This is a genomic window from Streptococcus sanguinis, assembly GCF_008329445.1.
Classification (GTDB): Bacteria; Bacillota; Bacilli; order Lactobacillales; family Streptococcaceae; genus Streptococcus; species Streptococcus sanguinis_O.
In genome coordinates, this window is sequence record NZ_VIBR01000002.1 from 149,988 (window position 1) to 175,810 (window position 25,823).

23 protein-coding genes and 1 other RNA gene are annotated in these 25,823 nt (G+C 44.7%); 19 read left to right on the forward strand and 5 right to left on the reverse strand.

Annotated features, from left to right (window positions below):
* Positions 1-96 precede the first annotated feature (96 nt).
* From FKX92_RS05715 to FKX92_RS05755, 9 genes are all read left to right on the forward strand, one after another.
* Positions 97-561, forward strand: a complete 465-nt coding sequence (locus FKX92_RS05715; protein WP_149565778.1) for a CtsR family transcriptional regulator — start codon at positions 97-99, stop codon at positions 559-561.
* Complete coding sequence (locus tag FKX92_RS05720; RefSeq protein WP_149565779.1) at positions 562-2,991, forward strand: ATP-dependent Clp protease ATP-binding subunit; 2,430 nt, start codon at positions 562-564, stop codon at positions 2,989-2,991.
* A gap of 117 nt (positions 2,992-3,108) precedes the next feature.
* Positions 3,109-3,819 (forward strand): DUF4272 domain-containing protein, encoded by a 711-nt coding sequence (locus tag FKX92_RS05725; RefSeq protein WP_149565780.1) that lies wholly within the window; start codon positions 3,109-3,111, stop codon positions 3,817-3,819.
* Between the two features lie 42 nt (positions 3,820-3,861).
* Positions 3,862-4,347, forward strand: coding sequence for an ECF transporter S component (locus tag FKX92_RS05730; RefSeq protein ID WP_187759395.1), 486 nt, complete (start codon positions 3,862-3,864; stop codon positions 4,345-4,347).
* Positions 4,331-4,732 (forward strand): DUF4430 domain-containing protein, encoded by a 402-nt coding sequence (locus FKX92_RS05735; RefSeq protein ID WP_149565781.1) that lies wholly within the window; start codon positions 4,331-4,333, stop codon positions 4,730-4,732. The genes FKX92_RS05730 and FKX92_RS05735 overlap by 17 nt, the downstream gene beginning before the upstream one ends.
* 184 nt (positions 4,733-4,916) lie before the next feature.
* On the forward strand, positions 4,917-5,975 hold the full coding sequence (locus FKX92_RS05740) for an AAA family ATPase (RefSeq protein WP_149565782.1): 1,059 nt from the start codon (positions 4,917-4,919) through the stop codon (positions 5,973-5,975).
* A gap of 21 nt (positions 5,976-5,996) precedes the next feature.
* A complete protein-coding gene (gene pnuC / locus FKX92_RS05745; protein ID WP_149565783.1) occupies positions 5,997-6,812 on the forward strand; it encodes a nicotinamide riboside transporter PnuC in 816 nt (271 codons plus the stop codon).
* A gap of 53 nt (positions 6,813-6,865) precedes the next feature.
* Complete coding sequence (locus FKX92_RS05750; protein ID WP_149565784.1) at positions 6,866-7,654, forward strand: NUDIX domain-containing protein; 789 nt, start codon at positions 6,866-6,868, stop codon at positions 7,652-7,654.
* A 160-nt stretch (positions 7,655-7,814) separates the two neighbouring features.
* Positions 7,815-8,564 carry a DUF6287 domain-containing protein gene (locus FKX92_RS05755; RefSeq protein WP_149565785.1) on the forward strand — a complete coding sequence of 250 codons (750 nt, stop codon included), beginning with the start codon at positions 7,815-7,817 and terminating at the stop codon, positions 8,562-8,564.
* A 40-nt stretch (positions 8,565-8,604) separates the two neighbouring features.
* On the opposite strand, the gene dusB is transcribed toward FKX92_RS05755, so the two are convergent.
* The gene (gene dusB, locus FKX92_RS05760) at positions 8,605-9,582 is read right to left on the reverse strand and encodes a tRNA dihydrouridine synthase DusB (protein ID WP_187759396.1); all 978 of its coding nucleotides are present in this window, start codon (positions 9,580-9,582) and stop codon (positions 8,605-8,607) included.
* Positions 9,569-10,441, reverse strand: coding sequence for an Hsp33 family molecular chaperone HslO (hslO, locus tag FKX92_RS05765; protein ID WP_149565786.1), 873 nt, complete (start codon positions 10,439-10,441; stop codon positions 9,569-9,571). Before hslO ends, dusB begins: the two co-directional genes overlap by 14 nt.
* Positions 10,442-10,552: 111 nt before the next feature.
* Here hslO and FKX92_RS05770 point away from each other — a divergent pair, with 111 nt between their 5' ends.
* On the forward strand, positions 10,553-11,371 hold the full coding sequence (locus tag FKX92_RS05770) for an ADP-ribosylglycohydrolase family protein (protein ID WP_149565787.1): 819 nt from the start codon (positions 10,553-10,555) through the stop codon (positions 11,369-11,371).
* Positions 11,372-11,447: 76 nt separating this feature from the next.
* On the opposite strand, the gene FKX92_RS05775 is transcribed toward FKX92_RS05770, so the two are convergent.
* The 3 genes from FKX92_RS05775 to gshAB form a co-directional block, all read right to left on the reverse strand.
* A complete protein-coding gene (locus tag FKX92_RS05775; protein WP_002907849.1) occupies positions 11,448-12,704 on the reverse strand; it encodes a toxic anion resistance protein in 1,257 nt (418 codons plus the stop codon).
* A gap of 24 nt (positions 12,705-12,728) precedes the next feature.
* Positions 12,729-13,574 (reverse strand): hypothetical protein, encoded by an 846-nt coding sequence (locus FKX92_RS05780; RefSeq protein WP_149565788.1) that lies wholly within the window; start codon positions 13,572-13,574, stop codon positions 12,729-12,731.
* A gap of 235 nt (positions 13,575-13,809) precedes the next feature.
* Entirely contained in the window at positions 13,810-16,062 is a 2,253-nt protein-coding gene (gene gshAB / locus FKX92_RS05785) for a bifunctional glutamate--cysteine ligase GshA/glutathione synthetase GshB (RefSeq protein WP_149565789.1), read from the reverse strand.
* Between the two features lie 297 nt (positions 16,063-16,359).
* On the opposite strand from gshAB, the gene FKX92_RS05790 reads away from it, so the two are divergent.
* From FKX92_RS05790 to FKX92_RS05845, 9 genes are all read left to right on the forward strand, one after another.
* Positions 16,360-17,652, forward strand: coding sequence for an adenylosuccinate synthase (locus tag FKX92_RS05790; RefSeq protein ID WP_149565790.1), 1,293 nt, complete (start codon positions 16,360-16,362; stop codon positions 17,650-17,652).
* A 243-nt stretch (positions 17,653-17,895) separates the two neighbouring features.
* Complete coding sequence (tadA, locus tag FKX92_RS05800) at positions 17,896-18,366, forward strand: tRNA adenosine(34) deaminase TadA (protein ID WP_011837601.1); 471 nt, start codon at positions 17,896-17,898, stop codon at positions 18,364-18,366.
* A 34-nt stretch (positions 18,367-18,400) separates the two neighbouring features.
* An RNA gene (gene ffs, locus FKX92_RS05805) (signal recognition particle sRNA small type) lies at positions 18,401-18,486 on the forward strand.
* A 659-nt stretch (positions 18,487-19,145) separates the two neighbouring features.
* Entirely contained in the window at positions 19,146-20,495 is a 1,350-nt protein-coding gene (locus FKX92_RS05820; protein WP_071852036.1) for a glucose-6-phosphate isomerase, read from the forward strand.
* Positions 20,496-20,629: 134 nt separating this feature from the next.
* A complete protein-coding gene (locus tag FKX92_RS05825; protein WP_002926255.1) occupies positions 20,630-21,490 on the forward strand; it encodes a hypothetical protein in 861 nt (286 codons plus the stop codon).
* A gap of 79 nt (positions 21,491-21,569) precedes the next feature.
* Positions 21,570-22,505: a hypothetical protein gene (locus tag FKX92_RS05830; RefSeq protein ID WP_002926252.1), complete on the forward strand. Its 936-nt coding sequence runs from the start codon at positions 21,570-21,572 to the stop codon at positions 22,503-22,505.
* A gap of 30 nt (positions 22,506-22,535) precedes the next feature.
* Entirely contained in the window at positions 22,536-23,549 is a 1,014-nt protein-coding gene (locus FKX92_RS05835; RefSeq protein ID WP_149565792.1) for a hypothetical protein, read from the forward strand.
* 348 nt (positions 23,550-23,897) lie between these two features.
* Positions 23,898-24,596 (forward strand): 2,3,4,5-tetrahydropyridine-2,6-dicarboxylate N-acetyltransferase, encoded by a 699-nt coding sequence (gene dapD, locus FKX92_RS05840; RefSeq protein ID WP_072074703.1) that lies wholly within the window; start codon positions 23,898-23,900, stop codon positions 24,594-24,596.
* A 76-nt stretch (positions 24,597-24,672) separates the two neighbouring features.
* A complete protein-coding gene (locus FKX92_RS05845; protein ID WP_149565793.1) occupies positions 24,673-25,806 on the forward strand; it encodes an N-acetyldiaminopimelate deacetylase in 1,134 nt (377 codons plus the stop codon).
* Positions 25,807-25,823: the final 17 nt, after the last annotated feature.

A 25,823-nucleotide genomic window follows, 5' to 3' on the forward strand; every position in this document is an offset into this window, starting at 1 on the left:
GACTTTTCCGGTATAATATTAGTCAAAGATAGTCAATGTTAGAGAAACGATGAAAGAAGAAATTTATTTTGGAATTCTTAGTTGGAAAGGGAAGTCATGGGTGCAAAAAACACATCGGACAGTATTGAAGCATATATCAAGTCTATTCTGGCTCAGGCTGGGATGGTTGAACTGAAACGCAGTGAACTGGCTGATGTTTTTCAGGTGGTTCCCAGTCAGATTAACTATGTGATTAAGACGCGTTTTACGGAAAGCCGGGGCTATATCGTCGAGAGTAAGCGTGGCGGCGGAGGCTATATTCGGATTGGAAAGATAGAATTTTCCGACCGGCATCAGATGCTTTGCGGCCTGTACGACAGTGTGGGAGAGCGTGTCAGCCAGCAGGTTTTCACAGATGTTATTCAGCTTCTTTTTGACGAGAAGATTATTACTGAACGTGAGGGCAATCTAATCTTATCAACAGCATCGGACTCGATTTTAGGTGATGGAGCTGCGGTGATTCGTGCCCGGATATTAAAAAAGATTTTACAACAACTAGACAGAAAAGGAATGGAATCATAAATGAAATACTCAAAAGCCTTAATAGAAAGCTTGGAAGCAGCCCAGCTCTTGGCCGGCCATTTTACGACAGATTATCTGGAATCATGGCATCTGCTGATTGCTCTGGCTAATAATCCCTACAGCGTTGCTGGTTCAGTCCTCAATGAGTTTCCTGTGGAAGTGGATGGATTTGAAGAAGCAGCTTTTCAGATTACTGGTCAGGCTTATCAGAAAGACGGTCACTTCGAGCTGCTGCCTTTTTCTTATCGCTTAGAGGAGTTGTTTGAGGAGGCGGGCCAGATTGCAGAAGCTGTTCGCGCTAAGCATGTAGGTACTGAGCATGTGCTGTTGGCCATACTATTTGACCGGGGGACCTTGGCCTCTCGTATTCTGGAATTTACTGGCTTTAGCTACGAGGACAAGGAGCAGGGACCGAAAATCAGTGATTTGCGTAAGGTCTTGGAGCAGCGAGCTGGCTGGGGCAAGGAAGATATCAAGGCTATTCGCAGTCTGAATAAGGGAGTAATGGCTGCCAAGCAGACCATGGCAAATATGATGGGCATGCCAGCTTCTACTAGCGGTGGTCTGGAAGACTACACCCGTGATCTAACCGAGCTGGCTAGAGATGGCCGATTGGAGCCCGTCATTGGCCGCGAGCAAGAAATTTCACGGATAGTTCAGATTCTCAGTCGTAAGACTAAAAACAATCCAGTGCTGGTTGGAGATGCTGGGGTTGGTAAGACAGCTCTGGCTTTAGGACTGGCTCAGCGTGTAGCGGCTGGTCAGGTTCCGGCTGAACTTGCCAAGATGCGGGTTTTGGAGCTGGACTTGATGAATGTAGTCGCTGGCACTCGCTTTCGCGGAGACTTCGAGGAACGGATGAACAACATCATCAATGACATTGAAGAAGATGGTCATGTCATTCTCTTCATCGATGAGCTGCATACTATCATGGGATCTGGCAGCGGTATTGACTCGACCTTGGATGCGGCCAATATTCTGAAACCGGCTCTGGCTCGCGGCACTCTGCGGACAGTTGGCGCCACGACGCAGGAAGAGTATCAGAAACATATTGAAAAAGATGCGGCCCTTTCCCGGCGTTTTGCTAAGGTCAGCATAGAAGAGCCTAATGTGGCTGACAGCATTGCTATTTTACAAGGCTTGAGAAAGAGCTATGAGGACCATCACAAGGTGCAGATTAGTGATCAAGCGATTGAGACGGCGGTGAAATATGCTCATCGCTATCTGACTAGCAAGCATCTGCCGGACTCTGCCATTGATCTTTTGGACGAGGCTAGTGCGACAGTCCAGAACAGAGGACCGCAAAATTACGAGCAGTCGGATTTGACGCCAGTGGATCAAGCCTTGATGGCAGCGGACTTTAAAAAGGTTTCACAACTGCTTGAGCAAGAGCAGCAACCCAAGCTCTATAAACTGAAAGTGGAAGAAGACGATGTTTTGGCTACTCTGAGTGGCTTGTCTGGTATTCCAGTGCAGAAGCTGACTCAGACAGATGCGAAGAAATACCTCAATTTGGAAACAGAACTGCATAAACGCGTGATTGGGCAGGACGAGGCGATTTCAGCTATCAGCCGAGCCATCCGACGGAATCAGTCTGGTATCCGCAGCAGCAAGCGGCCGATTGGCTCCTTTATGTTCCTAGGTCCGACAGGAGTCGGGAAGACAGAGCTAGCCAAGGCCTTGGCCGAAAGTCTCTTTGATGATGAGTCTGCTCTCATCCGCTTTGATATGAGTGAGTACATGGAGAAATTCGCGGCTAGCCGCCTCAACGGAGCGCCTCCAGGCTATGTAGGCTATGAAGAAGGAGGGGAGCTGACGGAGAAGGTACGCAACCGACCTTATTCTGTCCTGCTCTTTGACGAGGTGGAAAAGGCGCATCCGGATATTTTCAATGTTCTCCTGCAGGTCTTGGATGATGGTCAGTTGACTGACAGCAAGGGCCGCAAGGTGGACTTCTCCAACACGATTATTATCATGACCAGCAATCTGGGGGCAACTAGTTTGCGGGATGATAAGACGGTGGGCTTTGGAGCGCGGGATATTCGCTTGGACCATGCCAATATGGAAAAACGGATGCTGGAAGAGCTTAAGAAAGCATATAGACCGGAGTTTATCAACCGTATTGACGAGAAGGTAGTTTTCCACAGCTTATCTGCAGAAGATATGCAGGAAGTGGTCAAGGTTATGGTCAAACCGCTCATTGCCAGTCTCGCCGAGAAGGGAATTGAGCTGAAGTTTCAGACTAGTGCCCTTAAGCTACTGGCTCAGGAAGGCTACGATGTGGAAATGGGAGCACGGCCATTGCGCCGAACTCTGCAAACCCAGGTAGAGGACAAGCTGTCTGAGCTCCTCTTGACAGGAGATTTGACGACGGGTCAAACTCTTAAGGTCGGGGTCAAGGCTGGGCAACTCAAGTTTGAAATGGCCTAGAAAGCGAAACTTTGCAATGGGAAATGGTGTGCTCGCGGTTAATCTCTGATAGCAATTATACCGAACAGTTATTTCATCATTCAATGAAACTGGGAAATTGAAGGATTGGAGGCTGATATGTCGTTTTTTAAAGATTTGTTTGCTGGCAAGAAAGCCAAATTGAAAACGCCAGAAGAACGCAAGGCGGCTAGTATCCAGCGCTTGAAAAAGGAAGGGATTCCTTACATTGAGCATTTGCCAGTCATCGAAAGTGTTGGGCAGGTGAGGACGCGCTCGTTAGAAGAAATTGCGCGTCGGGCTACTACCAGCCTCTTGATTATTCAGGCGGCCTTGGATATCGAAAATAATAATTATAATGAGGAGAGCCGCCATTGGCTGCAGGATAAACTGCAGCAATACGGGGGGCAGGAAGAGTTGACGCCCAAAGGAAGGGCAGTCTTGGAAGATCGTGCTGACTCGTCCACTATCATCAATATGGTTTGGAAATACGAGGCCTATTGGTCCCTGATTTGGTACTTAGGTCTAGTAGATACTTTGCCATTTCCAGATAAGATTTGTGATTGTGATGCTGCTATTGATGCAGTCGCTAGTGCGGTTGACTTTCAGGAATTTCTGGGTAAATGCCAACCGCGCAGCATAGAAGAGCTACTGGATGAGGATGACTTGATTTATCGTTATCATTGGGCCTGTGTCGATGCTCGGATTCATGACCAGCCAGCACCGGCTGGCCTTGATGAAAGTGTTGTTCTGGAGAGGCGGTCTGGTCTTGACTGGCTGCTGGGGCTGAATACGGCCCAGGACTGGGATGCTGTTGAGCTGCATACCTAGTCCAACTTCTATTGATTCACTCAATTAGAAAAGGAGGTACCTTTGTCTGCTCGCAAAATGGCTAAAATTGCCATCCTATCGGCTCTATGTGTGGCCTTCCGCTATGCATTTTCCTTTCTGCCCAATGTGCAGCCTATCTCAGCTATCTTTTTCCTGATAGTTATCTTTGAGGATTTGCCGACTTCACTCCTAGTGATGGCTGTGACGATGTTTACATCAGCCTTTCTTTTGGGAATGAGTCCAATCGTCCTCTTTCAGTTGCTGTCCTTTGGACTGATTCTTTGCCTTTGGCAGCTGCTCTATCCTCGGTTAAATCTAGTGGGACAGGGAATAGTAGCAGTTCTCCTATCCTTTGGCTATGGCATTGCCATCGATACACTGACAGCCTTGCTGTACAACTATCACTGGTGGTCTTATGCGATTATCAATGCTTTGACCTTCAATATAGCGCACGGACTGTCGACCTTGTTTTTTTACCCACTCTTGTACCCTATTTTAAGGAGGCTCTATAATGAAAAAAATCTTTAGTTTGCTCACACTTGCTTTTGCCCTTCTCCTTGTAGGTTGCGGCAGCAGCCAGACAAATACTGACAAGAGCTCTAGCTCCGCTGATTCTTCTGTTAAAAAGGAACTGAAAATCAGCATCAGTATTGCGCCAGAAGGTCAGGAGAAGAGCGAGAAAACGGTGGCTGTTGAAGAAGGAAAGACAGCTATGGATGCTTTGAAGAAGGCCTATAAGGTCGAAGAAAAAGATGGTTTTATCACTTCTATTGACGGTCATGCTCAGGATGAAGCAAAGGGCCTCTACTGGATGTTTAAGGTCAGCGGAGAAATGGCTCCTAAGGCAGCCAATCAAATCACTGTCAAGGATGGAGACAAGCTGGAATTCTACCAAGAAGTCTATCAGCAATAAATCTTGTAAAAAGAATCTGATGCTTAAGACATTAGGTTCTTTTTTGTGCCCTTGATACAGTTTTAAAGTGTCTGAAAAATATTTTTATAAAATTTTATAAAAAACTATTGACAAAAGAAAAATATAGTTTATAATAAAATCATAGAAATAATAAAATATAATAAATGATAAAAAGGTTAAGTGTATGAAAGAAAAAATTGCGATCGTCTTTGGAACATTTGCTCCCTTGCATCAGGGGCATATCGATTTGATACAGAAGGCTAAGCGTTCTTATGATAAGGTGCGCGTGGTGGTTTCAGGTTATGAGGGAGACCGTGGGCAGGAAGTGGGTCTATCTCTGCAGAAGCGATTCCGCTATACGCGGGAGACTTTCGCTGATGATGAGTTAACACAGGTTTATAAGCTAGATGAAACTTCCTTTCCCCGCTATCCTCTAGGTTGGGATAAGTGGCTGTCGGCTTTATTGGAGTTGGTGGGCTATGATGCAGAACGCGAGGAACTGATTTTCTTTGTTGGTGAGGCTGACTATCAGGAAGAGATAGAAAAGCGTGACTTCAAAACTTCTTTGCAGGAGCGCCAGTTTGGTATCTCAGCTACGATGATTCGGGAAAATCCTAGTCGTTATTGGAAATATATCGCCCAACCTTTCCGCCGTCACTTTACTAAGAAAGTGCTGATTATGGGTAGTGCCAGCAATGGTAAAACGACCTTGGCTAAGGATTTGGCTCGCTTTTATGATGCTCCGGTTAGTCTGGAATATGCTCGAGAATACCAGATTCAAAATAACGTGCGAGACGATGAGCTGACCCCTAAAGACTACTATTATCTGCTCTTGGGACAATATGCTCAGACTTCCCACTTAATTGACAGCAGCGCCAACCGTGGTCTGGTCGTGGCTGATACAAATTCGCTGGTAACCAAGGCTTACTATGATTACTATCTGAAAGAAAGTCCGGTTCAAGACGAAGAGACAGATACCTTTGACAATCTCTTTGCCAGCATTTTGTCCAAGGAAAAATGGGATTTGATTCTCTTTGCTGAGCCGGTCGGCACCTATGTTAACGACGGCTTTCGTGATATGAGCATGGCAGACGAGGCTATCCGCAGTGATTTTTCAAGCCATCTAAAAAGGCTGAAAGAGGAGTGTTTGGCTCATATTCCGACGGTCTATCTGGCTGGCAGTTATTTGGACAATTATCAGGCGGCCAAAGAAGCGATTGACATGATTTATCAAGCGGATTAAAAAAGAAAGTGGTAAAATAGAATGGTAGTAAAAAATCAAAAACTCTCTCCTGCAGCTCTCTACGCAGGACTGAAACAAAAATTTCAAACCTTTGCTCGGAATTTCCGCAATGTCTGTGCCGCAGCTAAAAAGCAGGGGATAAAAGGAATCGCGAAATTGCTCTGGAAGGATTTATTTGGCGGGCGTAGCTTGACTCAATGGCTCTACTTGCTTGCTCTTTCTAGCTTGCCTTTTATTTTGGAGTTTACCAGTGGTCAGGAGCAGCATGACTGGCTGGGACTCTTTGCTTCTTGGACAGGCATCGTTTGCGTTATTCTAGTAGCCGAGGGGCGGGCCAGCAATTACCTCTTTGGAGCGGTTAATTCGGCAATTTATCTCCTATTGTCCTTTCAGGCTAGCTTTTATGGAGAAGTGCTGACTACGGTCTACTTCTTTATCATGCAGCCAATCGGCCTCTATACTTGGCTGTCCAATCGGGTCAATGAACAAGATAAGGAAGAGCCATCTCATTTTGAAGCTAAGAAGTTAGACTGGCGTGGCTGGCTTAAATATTTGGCCTTGACTGCCTTGATTTGGATTGGCATGGGCTTTGCTTATAAGAGCATTCACAGTCACCGTCCTTTCCGTGATAGCGTGACAGATGCGACCAATGGTATCGGTCAGCTTCTCATGACTGGTCTCTACCGCGAACAGTGGATTTTCTGGATTGCGACCAATCTCTTCAGTATCTATCTCTGGTGGGGTAGCAACCTTCACATACAGGCTATGTACTGGGTCTATACTCTCAATAGTATCGTTGGATGGTATCAGTGGACCAAGGCGGTGAAGAAAGCTTAGACTAAGATTTGAGATTTTTTGATAGAAAAATAGCTTAGGAAAGGAAGAAACTCATGACCAAACAGGATATCCCAGCGGGAATGTCGGAAAAAGAGTACTATGAAACCATGGCGGATGAGTCCGCCTTTTTGGCATGGTACAAGACACAGGATTTACCTAAGTATGAAACGCCTAGTGTAACAGCGGATATGGTGGCCTACTGCTTCGTGGAAGGGCTGATAAAACTTTTGGTCATCAAGCGCAAGGCTCACCCTTATCAAAATAAATATGCTTTGGTCGGAGGTTTTGTAGACAAGCATGAGGATGCCTATCAGGCCTGCATTCGGGAAGTCAAGGAAGAGGTGGGGCTCGAGATACCGCTGGAAAAGGTGGAACAGCTGATGACGGTATCTACTCCAGGGCGTGATCCACGCGGATGGGTCATCACCATTGCCCATCTGGTCTATCTGCCGGCCATAGCAGTAGATCAAGCACAAGCTGGGGATGATGCCAAGGAAGTCACCTTTCTTGATGTAGACTTTAAGACAAGGAGTTTTAGAGACGGTGAGCGAATCCTGACAGCAGAGGACTTTGCCTTTGACCACTACCAAATCCTGCTGGAATCTATCAAGCGGATTCAGGGAAGACTGGACTGGAATCCAACTTTTCTCCATCTGCTGGAATCACCGTTTACTGTTTATGAAGGGACTGAGTTGGTCAATCTCATCTCGCCTAGACGACCTATCGTCAGCAATAATTTTCTAGTTAAATTCGGAGAATACTTGGAGGAGGTAGGCGTTAAGCGCGTGCCAAAGAAGAAGCCGAGAAAAGTGTATCGGCTTAAGGCAGAAAAATCAAATTAAAAGAAAGTTGATCATATATTTCTCTTGCAGGACAGATTTGTCCTGTTTTTTCGTTTTTAATTACGAATAGACAAGTAGAAGCAAGTTTCTCATGACAAAAGAAACAGATTGAGAAACAGAACTTCGCTTGAGTAAAAAATTTTTTAAGAATTTTGCATAAATGATTGACATAGTAAAATTACAGTGTTACAATAATATTACAAAAAGATTTCTTAATATTACAAGGAGACAAAAGATGAAAACACGTACTTATACAAAAATGATGGCAGCTGCAGTTCTGGCTTCTAGTTTGCTTTTAGGGGCATGTGGTAAGAAAGAAGAAAGTGCAACAAGTGCTAGTTCTAGCAAGACTGTTCAAGCTTCTTCTAGCTCAAAAGTTGCGTCATCCAGCAAGGCCAGCGCTTCTCCTAAGGCTAGCAATAGCGCTTCTTCAGAAGGAGCAGTTAGCCAGCCTGGACAAACCCAAGCTCCTGCCAGTCAGCAACAGTCTACTGTAGAAGCGCCTCAAGCCCAACAACCGCAGCCGCAGCAAGCTTCAGGTCGACAAAATACTCAGTCTCAGCCGACTCAACCAGCCCAATCGCCAGAAAGCAATCGTCAGCTTCAGAATAAGCAGGCAGCCAGCAATGCTCGCTATAAAGGTGTCTTGACTATGGTGGATGGGGATTTCTCAGCGGCTGCTGGAACTTGGAAGGATGCCAATGGAAATACTGTGACTGTATCAGGTAATGGTCAATTCACCGTCCAGTCTGCAGATGGAAAGACTGATAATTATTCCATCGCTTCCTACTCCTATACGCTGGATGATGGCAAATACAATGCGCAGTTAAGCGGGCAAGGCAATGCCAATCTGCAGATTACAACAGGAGCAGATGGCTCAGTAACAAGTGTTGTGGTGACCCAACCCTAAACAGAACAAAAAAGGAAGTCCAATTGGCTTCCTTTTGTTTTTATTTTTGAATTTGTAAGAGTTCTTCAATTTCAGCCAGACTTTCAGCTTGTGAAATAGCACCGCGGAGCTTGGCTGCTCCGGCAGTACCACGCAAATAATGCGGAGCTAGACCACGGAATTCGCGGATGGCCACATATTCTCCTTTGAGATTTACCAAGCGGGAGAGGTGGTCGTGGGCGATTTTCATCTTGTCCTCAAAGCTGAGGTCTGGAAGAACTTCGCCGGTTTCAAAGTAGTGGTTGATTTGGTTAAAGAGATAAGGATTTCCCATAGCTGCTCGACCTACCATGACGGCATCGGCGCCGACTTCCTCGATACGCTGTTTAGCATCTTGGACACTGCGGATATCACCGTTAGCGATAAAAGGAATCTTAGTCAGAGCATGGGCTACATCGTGCAGGGTCTCAAGGTCGGCATGACCAGTATACATTTGCTCACGGGTGCGACCGTGCATAGCCAGGGCAGAGACTCCAGCGGCTTCAGCTGCCAGAGCATTTTCTACAGCTAGTGAGCTGTCGGACCAACCCGTCCGCATCTTGACTGTCAGAGGAATATCCAGAACGGACTGGACCTTGTTGATGATTTTATAGATTTTCTCAGGGTCCTTGAGCCATTTAGCTCCAGCTTCGTTTTTAACGATTTTATTGACCGGGCAGCCCATATTGATATCGACAATATCCGTCTTGGTATTTTCTTGGATAAATTCTGCTGCGCGAGCCAAACTGTCCTCGTCGCTACCGAAAAGCTGGATAGAAACGGGATTTTCTCCTTCATCGATGTGGAGCATATGGAGGGTTTTTTCGTTGTTATACTGGATGCCCTTGTCAGAAACCATTTCCATTACGACCAAGCCTGCTCCCAACTCTTTGGCAATGGTTCGGAAAGCAGAGTTGGTTACACCGGCCATAGGTGCCAGAACTGTGCGGTTGGGAATTTCAACATTCCCAATCATAAAAGGGGTATTAAGATTTGTCACGAATCAGTTCCTCCAGGTCGTTTTGGTCAAAGTGATAGGCTGTCTGGCAGAATTGGCAGACGATTTCAGCCCCTTGGTCTTGGTCACGCATCTCTTCTAAGTCAGCCTTTGGCAGAGTAGCCAAGGCATTCATAAAGCGCTCTTTGCTGCAGTCGCACTGGAAGCGGATTTCCTCTTCAGACAGGCGTTTGTATGGCTCATCACCATAGATGGTAGCCAGCAGAGCTTCGATATGGTCATCGGATTCCAGCAGTCTTGAGATAGCAGGCATTTCTTGGATTCGCTTCTCAAAGCGGGCAATTTCAGCTTCTTTGGCACCAGGCAGAACTTGTACCAAGAAACCGCCAGCGACCTTGACTTTATCATTCTCATCCAAGAGAACATTGAGACCAACTGCGGAAGGTGTTTGCTGGCTTTCGGTTAGGTAGAAAGCTAGGTCTTCGCCGATTTCTCCAGAGATGAGAGGAGTCATGGAGCTGTAAGGATTGCCAGTACCGTAGTCCGTGATAACGAGGAATTCGCCTTGGCCAACAAAAGGACCAACTAGAACCTCACCGGTGGCAGTCTTTTTGATATCTACTCCGGGATTTTGCACATAGCCTTTGACATTACCCTCGGTATCTGCCACTGTGATGATCGCGCCTAGTGAGCTGGTCCCGAGGACCTTGACGGTAATCTTGGTCTGGCCTTTTTCATTTGCAGCCAAAATTTGACTGGCAATCAGTGTGCGGCCAAGTGCAACAGTAGAACTTGCTTGAGTTTGATGTTTTTCTTGAGCGGTCTGAACCGTCTCTGTGTTATCCAGCACATAAGCGCGGAAAGAACCATTTTCTGAGATAGTTTTGATAATTTTGTCCATACCCTTTATTTTAACACAAAAAAGAAAAACAAGCGCGTGACTGCGCTTGTTTTTTGGGGTTAGGAAGAATTTTAAGACCAAAAATAGTATAATAAAACAAAGGAGGCTAGCATGAACCAATTTTTGAAAGCGGCAGTCTATGGTCTGGCAGTGGCTGATGCATTAGGAGTTCCGTATGAATTTTTAGCCCGAGGCAGTTTTAAAGCGGTTGAGATGGTGGGCTATGGCAGCCATCAGCAACCTGCTGGCACTTGGTCAGATGACACCAGCCTTGTTTTGGCGACCTGTGATTCTATCAGGGAAAAAGGTAAGTTTGATCTTACTGATATGCAGCAGCGGTTTAAAAATTGGCTCTTCGAGGGAGCCTACACGCCAGATGGTTTGACCTTTGATGTAGGAAAAGCGACTCGCGAAGCCTTGACAAGAGGACACGGTCTGTCTGATGAATATTCCAATGGAAATGGTTCTTTGATGCGGATTCTGCCCCTAGCCTTTACTGCAGCTGGTCCATCTGATATTGAGGCTGTTTCCAGTATTACACATGCCCATGCGACTTCCGTAGAGGCCTGCTTGCTTTATGTGGATATTGCTCGTAGGCTCTTAAAAGGCCAGCAACTACCGGAAATACTATCAGGCTTAGAGACTAGTACGACCTACGCTCGTTTGCAAACTTTAGCAGAGCTGACCGAAGATGACATTCGCTCTACTGGCTATGTGGTGGATACCTTGGAAGCAGCGCTGTGGTGTCTGCTGACTAGCACTTCTTATCCGAGAACTGTCCTGAAAGCTGTTAATTTGGGCGATGACACTGATACAGTAGCAGCAGTTGCTGGTGGCTTGGCTGGTATCATCTATGGTTTGGAAGGGATTCCTGACAACTGGCTAGCCCAGCTGCGTAATAAAGAACTGTTGGAAAGCTGCTTGTTTTAAAGGGATAATCGGAAGACAGGACTGTATTGATCATTTAAAAAGTAAAACATTAAAAGAGCCATCTAGGCTCTTTTGCTTATTCTGTAGTTAATTCTTTCTGGGCTTCCTTGCCTTGGTCCAACAGGGCTTGGATAATCTTTTGATCACGCAGTTTGACAGAGTTGTTGATGGTCTCTGCAGATTGGATAACAGTGGCTTCTAGCAGAGCGCGTTTTTCTCGTCCTTTATCAATGGCTTCGATAATGCCTTGATTTTGTGCGACGAGGCTTTCTGCCAGCTTAGTGACAGATTCAACAGCGATAGTAGGGCTTTGGGAAATCCGCTCCAGTTGAGGAATGACTTCCTTGCTCGTTTCGGCGAGCATTTGCAGGGCAGCGTTATTCGCATTAGAGATAGCGTCAGCTACCTGACCAGACTTCATCGATTGCTGGAGAATGCCTAACTGGGCGATAGACAGTTTCATAGTTGGAATGGTATTTCGACGGAGCATTCCAAGTTTTTGGCGCATATCAGAGGAAACCTTGACCAGATTACGCATTTGAGGGGTAGTTGCCCAAGCCACATAGAGACGGCTGACATATTCAGTATGTTGCTGCTCTAAGGTATTGACCACCTCTGTCATTCGGGCTAATTCTTGCGATTTTACTTGGTAGTCAACAGTTGTCATATCTAGCTGAGCAACTTCAGCCTGCAGTTTGAGCGCTCGATTGCCAGATTCTTGCTGAGCAGCTTCGATAAAGGAAATAACTCCAACTAGGTTTTCAATCGATTTGGTATTGTCTTCGATCAGCATTTCAGCAGAAACAATATTGCGAGCCAGAACATCCTCTTGCTTGACGACAGTTGCAGCCATGCCGTCCATTTTCTGCTCAATATTTTGTGAGTCAAAATAGAATTCTTGAAGGGTATTTTTGCTTTGTTTGAAGAGTTTTTCCAAGAAATTAGGCTTTTTGTCCAGTTCTGCTACTTGAGCATCCTTATATTTTGCGACAAAGCCATTGAGTTCCTTGTTGGTATTTTTTAAAAGCTCATCCACCTGGGGAATTTGTAATTTTTTCTGCTCGGCTAAGATACGATTGACAGTACCGTTGACCTCTTCTACAGCAGATTGGCCAAAGTCCAGCAAGGCATTTTGGTCTGATACGAAGTTATCCACCAGCTGCGGAGCTTTAGCCGTAATCGCACTCTGTTGCTCAGGAGTCAGCTTTTCCAGAAAAGTTAGCTGACCATTTTCTTGAGTCGTGTTGGCTTCGATGATTTCTGTTGTTTTGTCGCTTTTGCTGATAGCATTATTGGCAATTTTATCAATATCAAAATTAAATTCTTGGCTCATAGTTTCTCCTTTGGTTTATCTAGCTTAAAAGCCGGTGTCTGTGTGCTTTTCTTTATCTAAGATGCGCAGGCTAATGTCAAAGTCCCTCAAATCAGCTTCATTTAATTGGCGCAGCGCTTCGTCTAGGTCCAAGTCAAACTGCTCGATGGCTGCTTTGGCCTTGGCTAGCCGCTCCTCTGCATTGTAAAAATCTTTGGGAGAAGCTTTGATTTTGAGGTAGCCTTCTAAAATATCTTCGTAGTGCTCCATCTGGGACTGATGAATGGCAGTCAGCTCTTCCTTATTGTTGCTTTCAGATTGAGAGATTTTTTGAAGAATGGCCTCATGGTCAATCTGAATATTGTGAACCGTAGCGACCAATTCTGGGGCTAGCTCTTCTAGACTAGTTTTCTTAGGCAGCGCTTCTTTTCGTTTTTTCTCTCGTTCAATCTTTCTCAGTTGTTCATCAATTTCATCGGTTACGGTACGAATTTTGGTTTGGATTCGCTGGTAGACTGAAGCAGGAATTTCTCCCCGTAGGTCGTTAGCAGCATTTTTGATATAGGTTAGCTGGGGAAGAATTTCTAGAGCTAAATTCTGATAGCTTTCTTGGTCCCCATCTTCTTGGTAGCCTTCCAATTCTTTAATGCGGCGGTCAGCATGACCAATCTCTGATTTCAAATCTTCAATACGACCAATGCTGGCTTGTTTAGCTTCAATCCGAACTTTTTTCTGGCTTTGGTGGCGATAGATTCCGTAGCCAATAGCTCCCAGAATAGCTATGGGAATAAGATAGCTGGCTACAGCTCCAGAACCAAATACAAATACAAGTATCCAAATCCAGCTAAACCATTCTGGTTGCTGGTTAGAATCATCCTTTTTTCTCGACATGGACTTTGCTCTTTCTTCTCAATGTGATATCTCTATTTTAACATAAAAGCTGGTTTTTGAAGGATAAAGATTGAAATGATTTTATATATTGAGACCATTTTTTATATTTGCTTAATTCAAAAAGACATTTGATTCCTATCAATAAAGCAAGCGTCATTTCTAAAACGAAAGTTTCTTCGTTTCTCTCAAGTATTCAAACAAAAATCGCAAGGAATACCCTGCGATTCGTCTTTTATCAGTCCATTTCTGGGAAAAGTTTAGCAAGTATTTTAGGTGTGATGCTTTGTCCCGGTCCCTCAGCACAATAGGTGTGCATATACATAGAGGGATTGAAGTTGAGCTCGATGCAGGTACAGTTGGGATTTTCCTTTGTGGAAATAGCAGAGCTGTCAGGGATGATTAGGTCAACGCCACAAGCCCAAGCTCCCATAGCCTTTGCCATGTCCGCAGCGAGTTCCTTATAAGATGGGTGCATGCTGTCTGTGACATCGATCGAGTCTCCACCGGTAGAAATGTTGGAATTGCGCCGCAAGTCAACCTTGACTCCAGCAGGCAGGATATCATCTGGTCCATAACCTTGCTGGTCCAGCATAAGCAGTTCAATGTCCCCCAGTTCAATGATTTCGAGTGGTGAACGATGGTCTCGCCCGCGCAGAGGATTGTCATTTTTGATGGCAACCAATTCTCTCACGGTATGCTGACCGTCTCCGACTACATTGGCTGCTACTCGCAAGAGGACTGCCTCACACTGACCGTCTAAGACAAAGAAGCGGTACTCTGTTCCAGCGATAAATTCTTCGACTAAGACAGCAGCGTCTTCTGAAAAAGCAATCTCCAAAGCTTTGCGATAAGCTTCTAGACTAGCTGGTTCTTGGAAGATAGAGATGCCCAGTCCGAAGTTGGTTGACTTAGGTTTGACAACAATTTGTCGATCCTTAATCAAAGGGTAATAGGCTAGTCCATCCTCTAGGGAAGAAAATTCTGCTCCAGCCGGAACGGGAAAGTCAGCTGCAGCCAAAATCTTTTTGGTGACCGTTTTATTGGCCATAGCCAGAGGGATGACATAGTTATCCTTGGCGGTCATATTGCCGTTCTTGACATATTCCACATGGTGACCATGCCAAAGCTTGAGAAATTGGTCATTTTCATCTAAAATTTCAACATTCAGGCCCTTTTGAATAGCATCAAAGAGCAGCATCTGGGTGGACAGTTCCATATTTTCGTAGCCTTTGAGGGCATAAGGAGCAATCCAAGTGTAGCGGTGATATTCCTCTGCTTTATCTAGTCCAAAGGCTATTAAGGAATCCTGCTGGATATGAGGCAGGAGCTGACCAGATAGGGTTAGCTGAGGTTTTAGCAGTGCCTCCTTAAGCTGCTGAAGCAAGCTTTGGTAGTAAGTTGGCAGTTCAAAATGCTGGATGAGCTCTTCCATGGCTTGGAGAAGGGCTGAGCTGTCTGCCTCATCTGGCAGGGCAGTCAGCGGGTGGCTACAAGCAATTTTTTGGTTCAAGTCGTGGGCAGCTTTTAATACTGCATCAACATTTTCTACATCATCTAGCCAGAGCAGGCTCAGTAAAAAGAGATGGACGGTATCTAAGGTCTCTTGGCTAATGCCTAAATGGTCAAAAGGATTGAGGTCAAAGCAGCGGAATTCCAGATAGGTGATACCCTGATCCAGATAGGCACGATTGTGCTTCTGTCCACGGAAGCGAACGGCTGAGTAAAATTCTTTTTCAGCGCTGAGCTCGCCTGACTGAACGTAGTTTTCAATATCAGTTACATATTGCTCCAAAGAAGCGTAGGACACCTGAATATTTTCGTCATTGACATAGCCGTAGTCGCTGTTACGAAAAGAGCGGATAGGCTGGGAAATTTCCTGACTGTAGAAGCCAGTTTCTGCCAGAGGGGCAGCACCGTAGAGATAGGTTAAGATCCAGCGGAAGCGCAGAAAGTTTCGAGCCAGCTTGAGATAAAGGTCATTTTTAAAGTCCTTGAGCGAATGGTGGGAGCTGACTTGAAAGAGAGCAGTGATTAGATCTTTCCCTAGTTCCATGTTGTAGTGGATACCAGAGATAGCCTGTAGTTTTTTACCATATTTTTCCGCTAAGCCCTCTCGGTAGTGGCGCTCATAGTCGTTTTCCAGATGGGCGATGGCAATCTCTTCTTCCGTCAGCTGTGGTGGCATGGACAGAGGCCAGAGGCGTTCATTCTGGTCAATCGAGCGACCAGCCACATCGCTAATAGCTCCCAGTAAGCGTCGTGCTTCCTTAGTCGAGTGAGCGATAGGTGTAATTAGTTCCAGTTGTTGCTCGCTGAAGTCTGTTTGGATGGTCGGGTGGAAATTGCGGGAACCAAGCTGACTCGGATGGGCAGTTTGAGCTAAGTGTCCGTCAGCTGTCACACGCAGATTTTCCCTTTCCAGACCAAAGGTCGCTTGGAGAATGGGGCTTGATGTATCCAGTTTCTGCAGTAATTGATTAATCGTCATCGTTTCACCGTCCTATGATAGTAATTTTAGTCTATTACAAACAGAAAAAGAAAACAAATTTTCGCTACGATTTTACAAAAATTCCGAACTTTTATTTTTAATAAACTAACAACTTTCAGAAAAAACAGATTTTTTGAAAATTTAATTCATTTTCAAAAGGAAAAAAGCAAATCAAGAATGGATCCCACCTTGAAAAATTGTTAAATTTTTCATATAATGAGGTATAAAACATAATCGCAGGTGAGATTCCTGCCTGCTTTTCAAGAAAGGAAGAGCTGCTTCAGCTCAGACAGAATTATGACATCAGTAGTTGTTGTAGGAACCCAGTGGGGAGATGAAGGAAAAGGGAAGATTACAGACTTCCTTTCAGCCAATGCCGAAGTGATTGCCCGCTATCAGGGTGGTGACAATGCCGGCCACACTATCGTGATTGATGGCAAAAAGTACAAGCTGCACCTGATTCCGTCAGGGATTTTCTTCCCAGAAAAAATTTCTGTTATAGGAAATGGAATGGTGGTGAATCCTAAATCTCTGGTCAAAGAATTGAACTACCTGCATGAAGAGGGTGTGACGACAGATAACCTCCGCATCTCTGATCGAGCGCATGTCATCCTGCCTTACCATATCGAGCTGGATCGCCTGCAGGAAGAAGCAAAAGGTGACAATAAAATCGGAACAACAATCAAGGGAATAGGCCCTGCCTATATGGACAAGGCTGCTCGTGTCGGTATCCGCATCGCTGACCTTTTGGATAAAGATATTTTCAGAGAGCGCTTGGAGCGTAATTTAGCTGAGAAGAACCGCCTCTTTGAGAAATTGTACGATAGTATAGCAATCAGCTTTGATGATATTTTTGAAGAATACTATGAATATGGTCAGCAAATCAAGCAGTATGTGACGGACACTTCTGTTATCCTCAACGATGCGCTGGATCAAGGGAAGCGAGTGCTCTTTGAAGGGGCTCAAGGGGTTATGCTGGATATTGACCAAGGGACTTATCCATTTGTAACTTCTTCTAATCCAGTTGCAGGGGGAGTCACCATCGGTTCCGGTGTTGGTCCGAGCAAGATTGACAAGGTAGTTGGTGTCTGCAAGGCCTACACCAGTCGGGTCGGAGATGGACCATTCCCAACAGAGCTTTTCGATAAAGTAGGTGACCGCATTCGTGATATCGGCCACGAATATGGCACTACCACTGGTCGTCCGCGTCGGGTAGGCTGGTTTGACTCTGTTGTTATGCGCCATAGCCGCCGTGTGTCAGGGATTACCAATCTTTCGCTTAACTCCATTGATGTGTTGAGCGGTCTGGATACAGTGAAAATCTGTGTAGCCTATGACTTGGATGGGCAGCGAATTGACCATTACCCAGCTAGTCTTGAACAGCTCAAGCGCTGCAAGCCGATTTATGAAGAGCTGCCAGGCTGGTCAGAGGACATCACCGGTGTCCGCAGTCTGGAAGACTTGCCAGAAAATGCCCGCAACTATGTTCGCCGAGTGAGTGAGCTGGTTGGCGTTCGCATTTCTACCTTCTCAGTCGGTCCTGGCCGTGAGCAGACCAATATCTTGGAAAGCGTCTGGTCAAATTTATAAAAAAGTCAGCACAAGGAAATTGCTTCTTGTGCTTTTTTGTAAGAAAATTTCATCTTAAGATTCATTTAAGATATATATTTTATACTAACGGCATAAACAAAGACCTCCTAACTTTGTTTAAAAATCCTAAACTTTTTCATAATAATCTCCTGAAAGTCACCCCAGTGGTGGCTTTTGCTTTTTCTGAGAAGTGCAGCAGGCTTGTGGTATAATGGGATAGACGACTATAGTTTTAGAAAGACAATGATGAATTATACGATTGAAGAAAAAGAAGCATTTATGCGGGAAGCTTTAAAGGAGGCGGAGATTGCCCTAGCTCATGATGAAATTCCTATCGGCTGTGTTTTGGTTAAAGAAGGTAAGATTATCGGCCGCGGTCACAATGCACGTGAGGAGCTGCAACGGGCTGTTATGCATGCGGAAATTATGGCTATCGAAGAGGCGAATCGGCATGAAAATAGCTGGCGCTTGCTGGATACAACGCTTTTTGTGACTATTGAGCCCTGTGTCATGTGCAGCGGAGCGATTGGTCTAGCGCGCATACCCCATGTTGTCTATGGAGCAGCAAATCAGAAGTTTGGAGCAGCTGGCAGCCTTTATGATATTTTGACAGATGAGCGCCTGAACCACCGAGTAGAGGTGGAGGCAGGTGTTCTCCAAGAAGAGTGCGCTCAAATCATGCAGGAATTTTTCAGACAGAGAAGGAAAAAATAAAATTAGCCAAAATCAAAAGTTTGTGTTATACTAATTAACGGAGCAACAGTTTTGCGTGAAGCGGGTCAGGGGAGGAATCCAGCAGCCCTAAGCGAAGTAAGCTGTGTGCTCTTTTTCTATACCTCTTAACGAATCAAGCCTGAAAGGCGCAGATGAATCTTAGAGCAATGGATGCAGTTTTTCCCATAAGGGAAAAATCTGTAAACCGGATAGAGTCTTTTAACGAATCAACTCCGAAGGAGGAAGATGAGTTTAGAGACATTGACGCAGTTTGAGCGAAGCGAGAACTACGTTCCGATGTTGAATGAATCAAGCCTGAAAGGCACAGATGAATTTTAGAGCAATGGATGCAGTTTTTCCCATAAGGGAAAAATCTGTAAACCGGATAGAGTCTTTGAGTGAATTAAGTCCGAAGGACACAAAAGAACTTAGGTACATTGATGCAGTTTGAGCGAAGCGATATCTACGTTCCAATGTTGAATGAATCAAGCCTGAAAGGCGCAGATGAATATTGGAGCAGTGAATCTAGTTCGAACGAATCTGAAATGAATTCAGTTGACATCCAATCTTAAGAAGCATATTGGCTTTCTTGTTAATCAAAAATATTCTTATTAGTAGGGCTAAAATTTTCCGACTTACGCAAACGATTGCTTTCAGATGGCTACTAGGATTAGCTCATTTATAAAAAATTAAATTGGAAGCGTTTTAAAACAATAAATTACTTGCTAAATAAGTATGAAAGCGATATGATAGAGTGGAATAAAAAATGGAGGAATATCATGTCACATATTAAATTTGATTATTCAAAAGTTTTAGATAAATTTGTTGCCCCGCATGAAGTGGAGTATATGCAAGCACAAGTAACAGCAGCAGATGAATTAATACGCAAAGGAACTGGTGCTGGTAGCGACTTTTTGGGTTGGTTGGACCTTCCTGAAAACTATGACCGTGAAGAATTCGACCGCATTTTGAAAGCTGCTGAGCAAATCAAATCAGACAGCGATGTCTTGGTTGTGATTGGTATCGGTGGATCTTACCTTGGTGCCAAAGCAGCCATTGACTTCTTGAACCACCACTTTGCAAACTTGCAAACAAAAGAAGAGCGCAAAGCGCCACAAATCCTTTACGCTGGAAACTCAATTTCATCTACTTACCTTGCTGACTTGGTAGAGTATGTAGCTGACAAAGATTTCTCAGTAAACGTAATTTCTAAATCTGGTACAACAACTGAACCAGCGATTGCCTTCCGTGTCTTTAAAGAGCTTTTGGTTAAGAAATACGGCCAAGAAGAAGCTAACAAACGTATCTATGCAACAACTGACCGTCAAAAAGGTGCTGTTAAGGTTGAAGCGGATGCGAACGGTTGGGAAACATTTGTTGTTCCAGATGATATCGGTGGACGTTTCTCAGTCTTGACAGCAGTTGGCTTGCTTCCAATCGCTGCATCAGGTGCGGACATCAAAGCCCTTATGGAAGGTGCAAATGCAGCTCGTAAAGACTACACTTCAGACAAACTTTCAGAAAACGAAGCTTACCAATATGCAGCCGTTCGTAATATCCTTTACCGCAAAGGCTACGCTACTGAAATCTTGGTAAACTACGAGCCATCACTTCAATACTTCTCAGAATGGTGGAAACAATTGGCTGGTGAATCAGAAGGGAAAGATCAAAAAGGGATCTACCCAACTTCAGCAAACTTCTCAACTGACTTGCACTCATTGGGTCAATTTATCCAAGAAGGAACTCGCATCATGTTTGAAACAGTTGTCCGTGTTGATAAACCACGTAAAAACGTGATTATCCCTAGCTTGGAAGAAGACCTTGACGGACTTGGTTACCTTCAAGGAAAAGACGTTGACTTTGTAAACAAAAAAGCGACCGACGGCGTTCTTCTTGCCCACACTGATGGTGACGTACCAAACATGTATGTGACTCTTCCAGAGCAAGATGCTTTCACTCTTGGCTACACCATCTACTTCTTCGAATTGGCAATTGCCCTTTCAGGTTACTTGAATGCAATTAACCCATTTGACCAACCAGGGGTTGAAGCCTACAAGAGAAATATGTTTGCCCTTCTTGGTAAACCAGGATTTGAAGAATTGAGCAAAGAATTGAATGCACGTTTGTAATAGGAAACGCAGCCTCCCTTAGGGGAGGTTTTTTGATTGAAAGAACAATTTATGTTATAATGTTGTAAAATTTGTCATTGTTTTTCAATGTTTTCGCAATATGACAAATCAATGAAATTTATAAGGAGAAAACCATGTCAGATAAAGATGGTCAAGGTCAAGAGCAAGGGGCTTGGCAAGAAAATCAAACTAGCAGCCAGCCATTGCAAGGGAATTTCCAGCAGATTCAGCCGCAAGGATTGCCTGATAAGAAGGGTAATATCGGAAAAGTCATAGGACTTTCAATTTTTGCTCTCATAATTGGTCTTTTGATTGGCAGCGGTTCAGCTTATTTTATCGGCAAGCAGGCGCAGACAAATAAGGATATACAAAGGATTAAGCGTCTGAGTAAGGCTCAGGAAGAAGCCAAAGACAAGAGTGACAGCTTTACTACAGACGGGCAGTCGGTTCAGTTTAATTGGACTTTGAAAGACTTGGGACGGTTGAGCTATACAAACGATGAAGGATTAGGTCTGACGGCTGATCAAATCGTTGAAACTTATGGCTTGGCTAGTTCAGCAGAATATGATCGTAATCGTCTGTTACTCCGATGGGGCCCTTCTGTCAGGGACAAGGAGCAAAATATTTCTTTTCAATTTGATAAAGTTGACCAGAACTACTATCTGAGGCAAGTGGTAGTTGGAGATTCTTTTAAAGAATATAGAAAAGGGAAGGAAACGACAGATTGGAGCGTATTATCTCCCAAAGACCTTGAACGTTTGAAAGAAGGAGACAAGGAAACGGGTGAAGGAGGAACAGCTTTATCAGAGGTTCTGAAGAGGCATCCTGTTCCGTCAGAAATTGTTATCACAAGCGAGCGTGACGTAGATAATAAGATTATCTCCAACCGTCTGATTGCTGAGGTGACTTATAAAACAGAAGATGGTTATGAATACCTATTGTTTGTAGGCCAGCCAGATGGAAATTTCTTATATATAAAGTCAGAGGAAATGTAAGTTTTTAGTTATTTAGTTTATCTTTTGTGACTGACTGCTTTCAAAGCATTTCGTTATTAAAAGAGAACTGATAAGACTATTGGAAATAAACAAGAAAGAGGAAAGAAGATTGACAGAACAGCAATCACAGCATTCTTTTGAGCCTTCAAGGAATACTCAGTCGCAAGAGGAATTCCCGCATCATTTTCAACCTAAGCAAGGCCATGTTTCAAGTCCGCAGGGACCAACTCCGCCTTTGACCAAGAATAAATCCTGGAAAGGAATCCTGATAGGCGGAGCCTTGCTTTCTCTTGGTCTTGGACTAATCGGAGGGGGAATCTGGGGATTTAGAATGGGAGTAGCGGATGTCATCAAAGGGGAATATCCTGTGCTCCATCCTTTGGCAGATGCTGGGGAATCAAAGAGAGATCAATCAGATCAGTACATTGACCCTGATACTACAGAGTTCAAGTGGGATATTGATAGTTTGTCAGAGTTACGATTCAATACTATTCAGACAGATACGAATGGTACTTCTGTGGAAGATATTCTTGATAAATATGGTAAGGCTCTAAAAGAAGAAATCTCTCGTGACAGCCTTGATTTAGAGTGGGGAACGCTTCAAGATTCTGATGATGAGGAGGACTGGCCAGTTTATTATACAGATCAAACCGCTTCTCTGGCTTTTGAGAAGAAAAAAGATGGTTTCTATCTGAATAGCCTTCATATCTATAATATTCGCTTTGAAGGAAGCAAACATAATGCTGAGGACGAAGCGATGGCGGCTGATTACTTTGAAAAATTGAAAAAAGGCGATGCAAAGACTGGTAAGGATGGCATTTCCTATAAGGAAGTTTTTAAGGAATATGGTAGTCCGAGGAGTATCTCTATTCGTGTAGATGAAGATTTTAGTGAGGATACTAGTCAAACCATTATGGAGGTGGCTTATGACGCTCCTAATGATGGTACTTACAGGTTGTTCTTCGTTCAGCAGGAGGACGGAAACTATCTTTTGTCCACTACTGCCAATAAATAAAACAGAACTCAAATAATAAAAGGAGAAACGATGTCAGAACAAAATAAACCGCAGGAACAATCTTTAGAAGGATTTGCTCCGTACCCGCAGCAAGTCCAGTCATCAGACTCAGGACAATTTGTAGCTAACTCAACAGAGGGGCAGCCTCTCCCAGTAGAAGGGGGCAGTCCTGAAATGCCGAATCCTAATCAAGATTTTGGTGTTCAGCAACCAATTTTTGATGCTCCTCAGCAGCAGATGCCTCAGCAGGATAATTGGGGAAATACTGCTTTTCAAGAAGCAATTCCTCAGGGATTTAATCCAGCTGGTCAGAACTTTACCGGACCACAGCAAGCTGCAAACTTCGCTGGCCAGCCAAGTCCAGAGCCAAAGAAAAATAGTACGGGCAAGCTGATAGGATTTTTAGGAATAGGCCTGGCAGCGGGACTATTGCTAGGTGGTCTTGTCGGCTATTTCCTAAATAATTTTATGGGTGGAGGAAGTGTGCCAAGTCTGTCTCGAAAGGGACATCAAAGCGATGTTGCTTCTTTTGTGGCTCCGTCAAAAGAGGATGTGTATGAATGGGAAGTGAAAGACCTTGAAAAGCTGAGCATTGTTAGTGCGGATGATGAAGGATTGACCCCTGAACAAGTAGTCAAAGATTTTGGCTTGGCCAGCAGTGTGACGTTTCAAGAAGAAGGGCTCTCATTGTCTTGGTTACCTGACTCTAGTTATACCACTCTGACCTTTATGAAACACGAGGATGGCAGCTACCATCTTCAGGGTATGAGTATTATGCCCGGCAGTGACGACTATGATAAAAAGGTATCTGGCCAGATCACAGAGAAGTTAAAGGCTGGCGATGGAGAAACAGGCGAGGGCGGTTCTTCCTTTAAAGAAGTAATCAAGGAATACCCAGAATATCAACATATCTCAGTTTATGGGGATGGTGAATCAGAGCCGAAGATGCTTGTAAACTATGAAACCTCTTCAAATAAGGAGATAACTTTGACTTTTATCCGTCAGGAAAATGGACAGTACCTATTGAGTAATCTTTCTAAATAGAATAAATCAATAGGAGTGCTTATCTCACAGCTGGAAACTCTGAACGGTACGCAAAAGATTAAAATGACCATTGATGCCAACAGTGGGAACATTTTGAACGAAAGAATTAAATAATATCGTTGGTATATGGTTTGGAATTGATTTGTTAGGCACGGACGAAAGTTCGTGTCTTTTTACAATCTGTATCTCATGTGGAGAGTCTTATAGGAGTTTTGCAATCCCCTTTTTTGTGTTATAATATTGTCTAATCAAGCTTCTTGGTTTACTTCAATTGTTCTTCAAGTTGTTGGAGATTGAGGAGATAAACAAACTAAAAGGCTAAATCATTCACGAATCGAGGGAAAAATCATGTCTGCTACTAAAATGAACGCTCAAGAAATTATCAAATTTATCGCTGATGCCAAGAAAAAAACTCCTGTCAAAGTAACCTTTGATGGAGAATTGCACGGATCAATCCCTTGGTCTGTTGTGAAGTTAGGCAATGTTCTTTTTGGAGACTGGGAAGAAATTAAGCCGCTCCTAGCGAACTTAGAGGAGAATAAGACCTATGTCGTAGAGCAGGATGCCCGCAACTCAGCGGTGCCGCTTTTGGACAAGCGCGATATCAATGCCCGTATTGAGCCGGGCGCTATTATCCGTGACCAAGTCGAAATTGGCGACAATGCTGTCATCATGATGGGGGCAGTCATCAATATCGGTGCGGAAATTGGTGCTGGAACCATGATTGATATGGGTGCCATTCTGGGTGGCCGAGCGATTGTTGGTAAAAACAGTCATATCGGTGCTGGTGCGGTTCTGGCAGGAGTCATTGAGCCGGCTAGTGCTGAGCCAGTTCGGGTTGGAGACAATGTGCTGATTGGTGCCAATGCGGTTGTGATTGAAGGTGTACAAATTGGCAGTGGTTCCGTTGTTGCAGCTGGTGCGATTGTGACTCAGGATGTTCCGGAAAACGTAGTAGTTGCTGGCGTTCCGGCACGAGTTATCAAGACTATTGACGAGAAGACCCAGCAGAAGACAGCTCTGGAAGACGCTCTGCGTACTCTTTAAAAATAGCATAAATTTGAATTGATTGGGTGCGGCCCGACACTTTGACTGGTCTGACAAGATTTTAAAGGAAAGAAAAATGCTTGATTATCTGAACATTCGCCGTGATTTACACCAGATACCAGAAATCGGTCTGGAAGAATACAAGACCCATGCCTACCTGATGCAGGTCATTGATGGCCTGACAGCTGGCCTAGACTTTGTGGAAATCCGAACTTGGCGGACTGGTATTTTGGTCTTTATCAAAGGAAGTTCACCAGATAAGACGATTGGCTGGCGGACAGATATTGATGGTCTGCCGATTGTGGAGGATACAGGACTGGACTTTGCCAGTACCCATGAAGGCCGGATGCATGCCTGCGGACACGATATGCACATGACAGTCGCTCTAGGCCTGCTGGAGCAAGCTGTGCGCGCTCAGCCTACCCACAATCTGCTCTTTCTCTTTCAGCCTGCTGAGGAAAATGAAGCTGGCGGTATGCTCATGTATGAAGACGGTGCTTTTGGTGACTGGCTGCCAGATGAGTTTTACGGTCTCCATGTGCGGCCGGATCTCAAAGTTGGTGATATTGCGACTAACAGAGGAACGCTTTTTGCTGGTACCTGTGAGGTCAAGCTGACTTTTAAGGGGAAGGGAGGCCATGCGGCCTTTCCTCATGAAGCCAATGATGCTTTGGTGGCAGCTAGCTACTTTATCACCCAGGTGCAGACCATTGTCAGCCGCAATGTCGATCCTATCGAGGGAGCGGTGGTAACCTTTGGTTCGCTCCATTCTGGCACGACCAACAATGTCATCGCAGAAACGGCCTTTTTGCATGGCACCATTCGGACTCTGACTCAGGAGATGAACCTCTTGACTCAGAAGCGCTTACGGGAAATAGCAGAGGGTCTAGCCCAAAGTTTCGGTCTGGAATTGGACTTGGAACTCAAGCAAGGAGGCTACCTACCTGTAGAAAATCATCCTGACCTAGCAGACGAATTGATGGACTTTTTCCAGAAGGAAGAAGGAGTGGAGCTGATTGATATTGCGCCGGCTATGACAGGCGAGGATTTCGGTTATTTGCTCAGCAAGGTCAAGGGCGTCATGTTCTGGCTGGGAGTGGATAGTCCCTATGCTCTCCATCATCCCAAGATGACACCGGATGAGGCAGCACTGCCCTTTGCTATTGAAAAGATTGGGAAATTCCTAGATTATAAAATCAACGAAAGATAAGGAAAGGGTGGACGAGC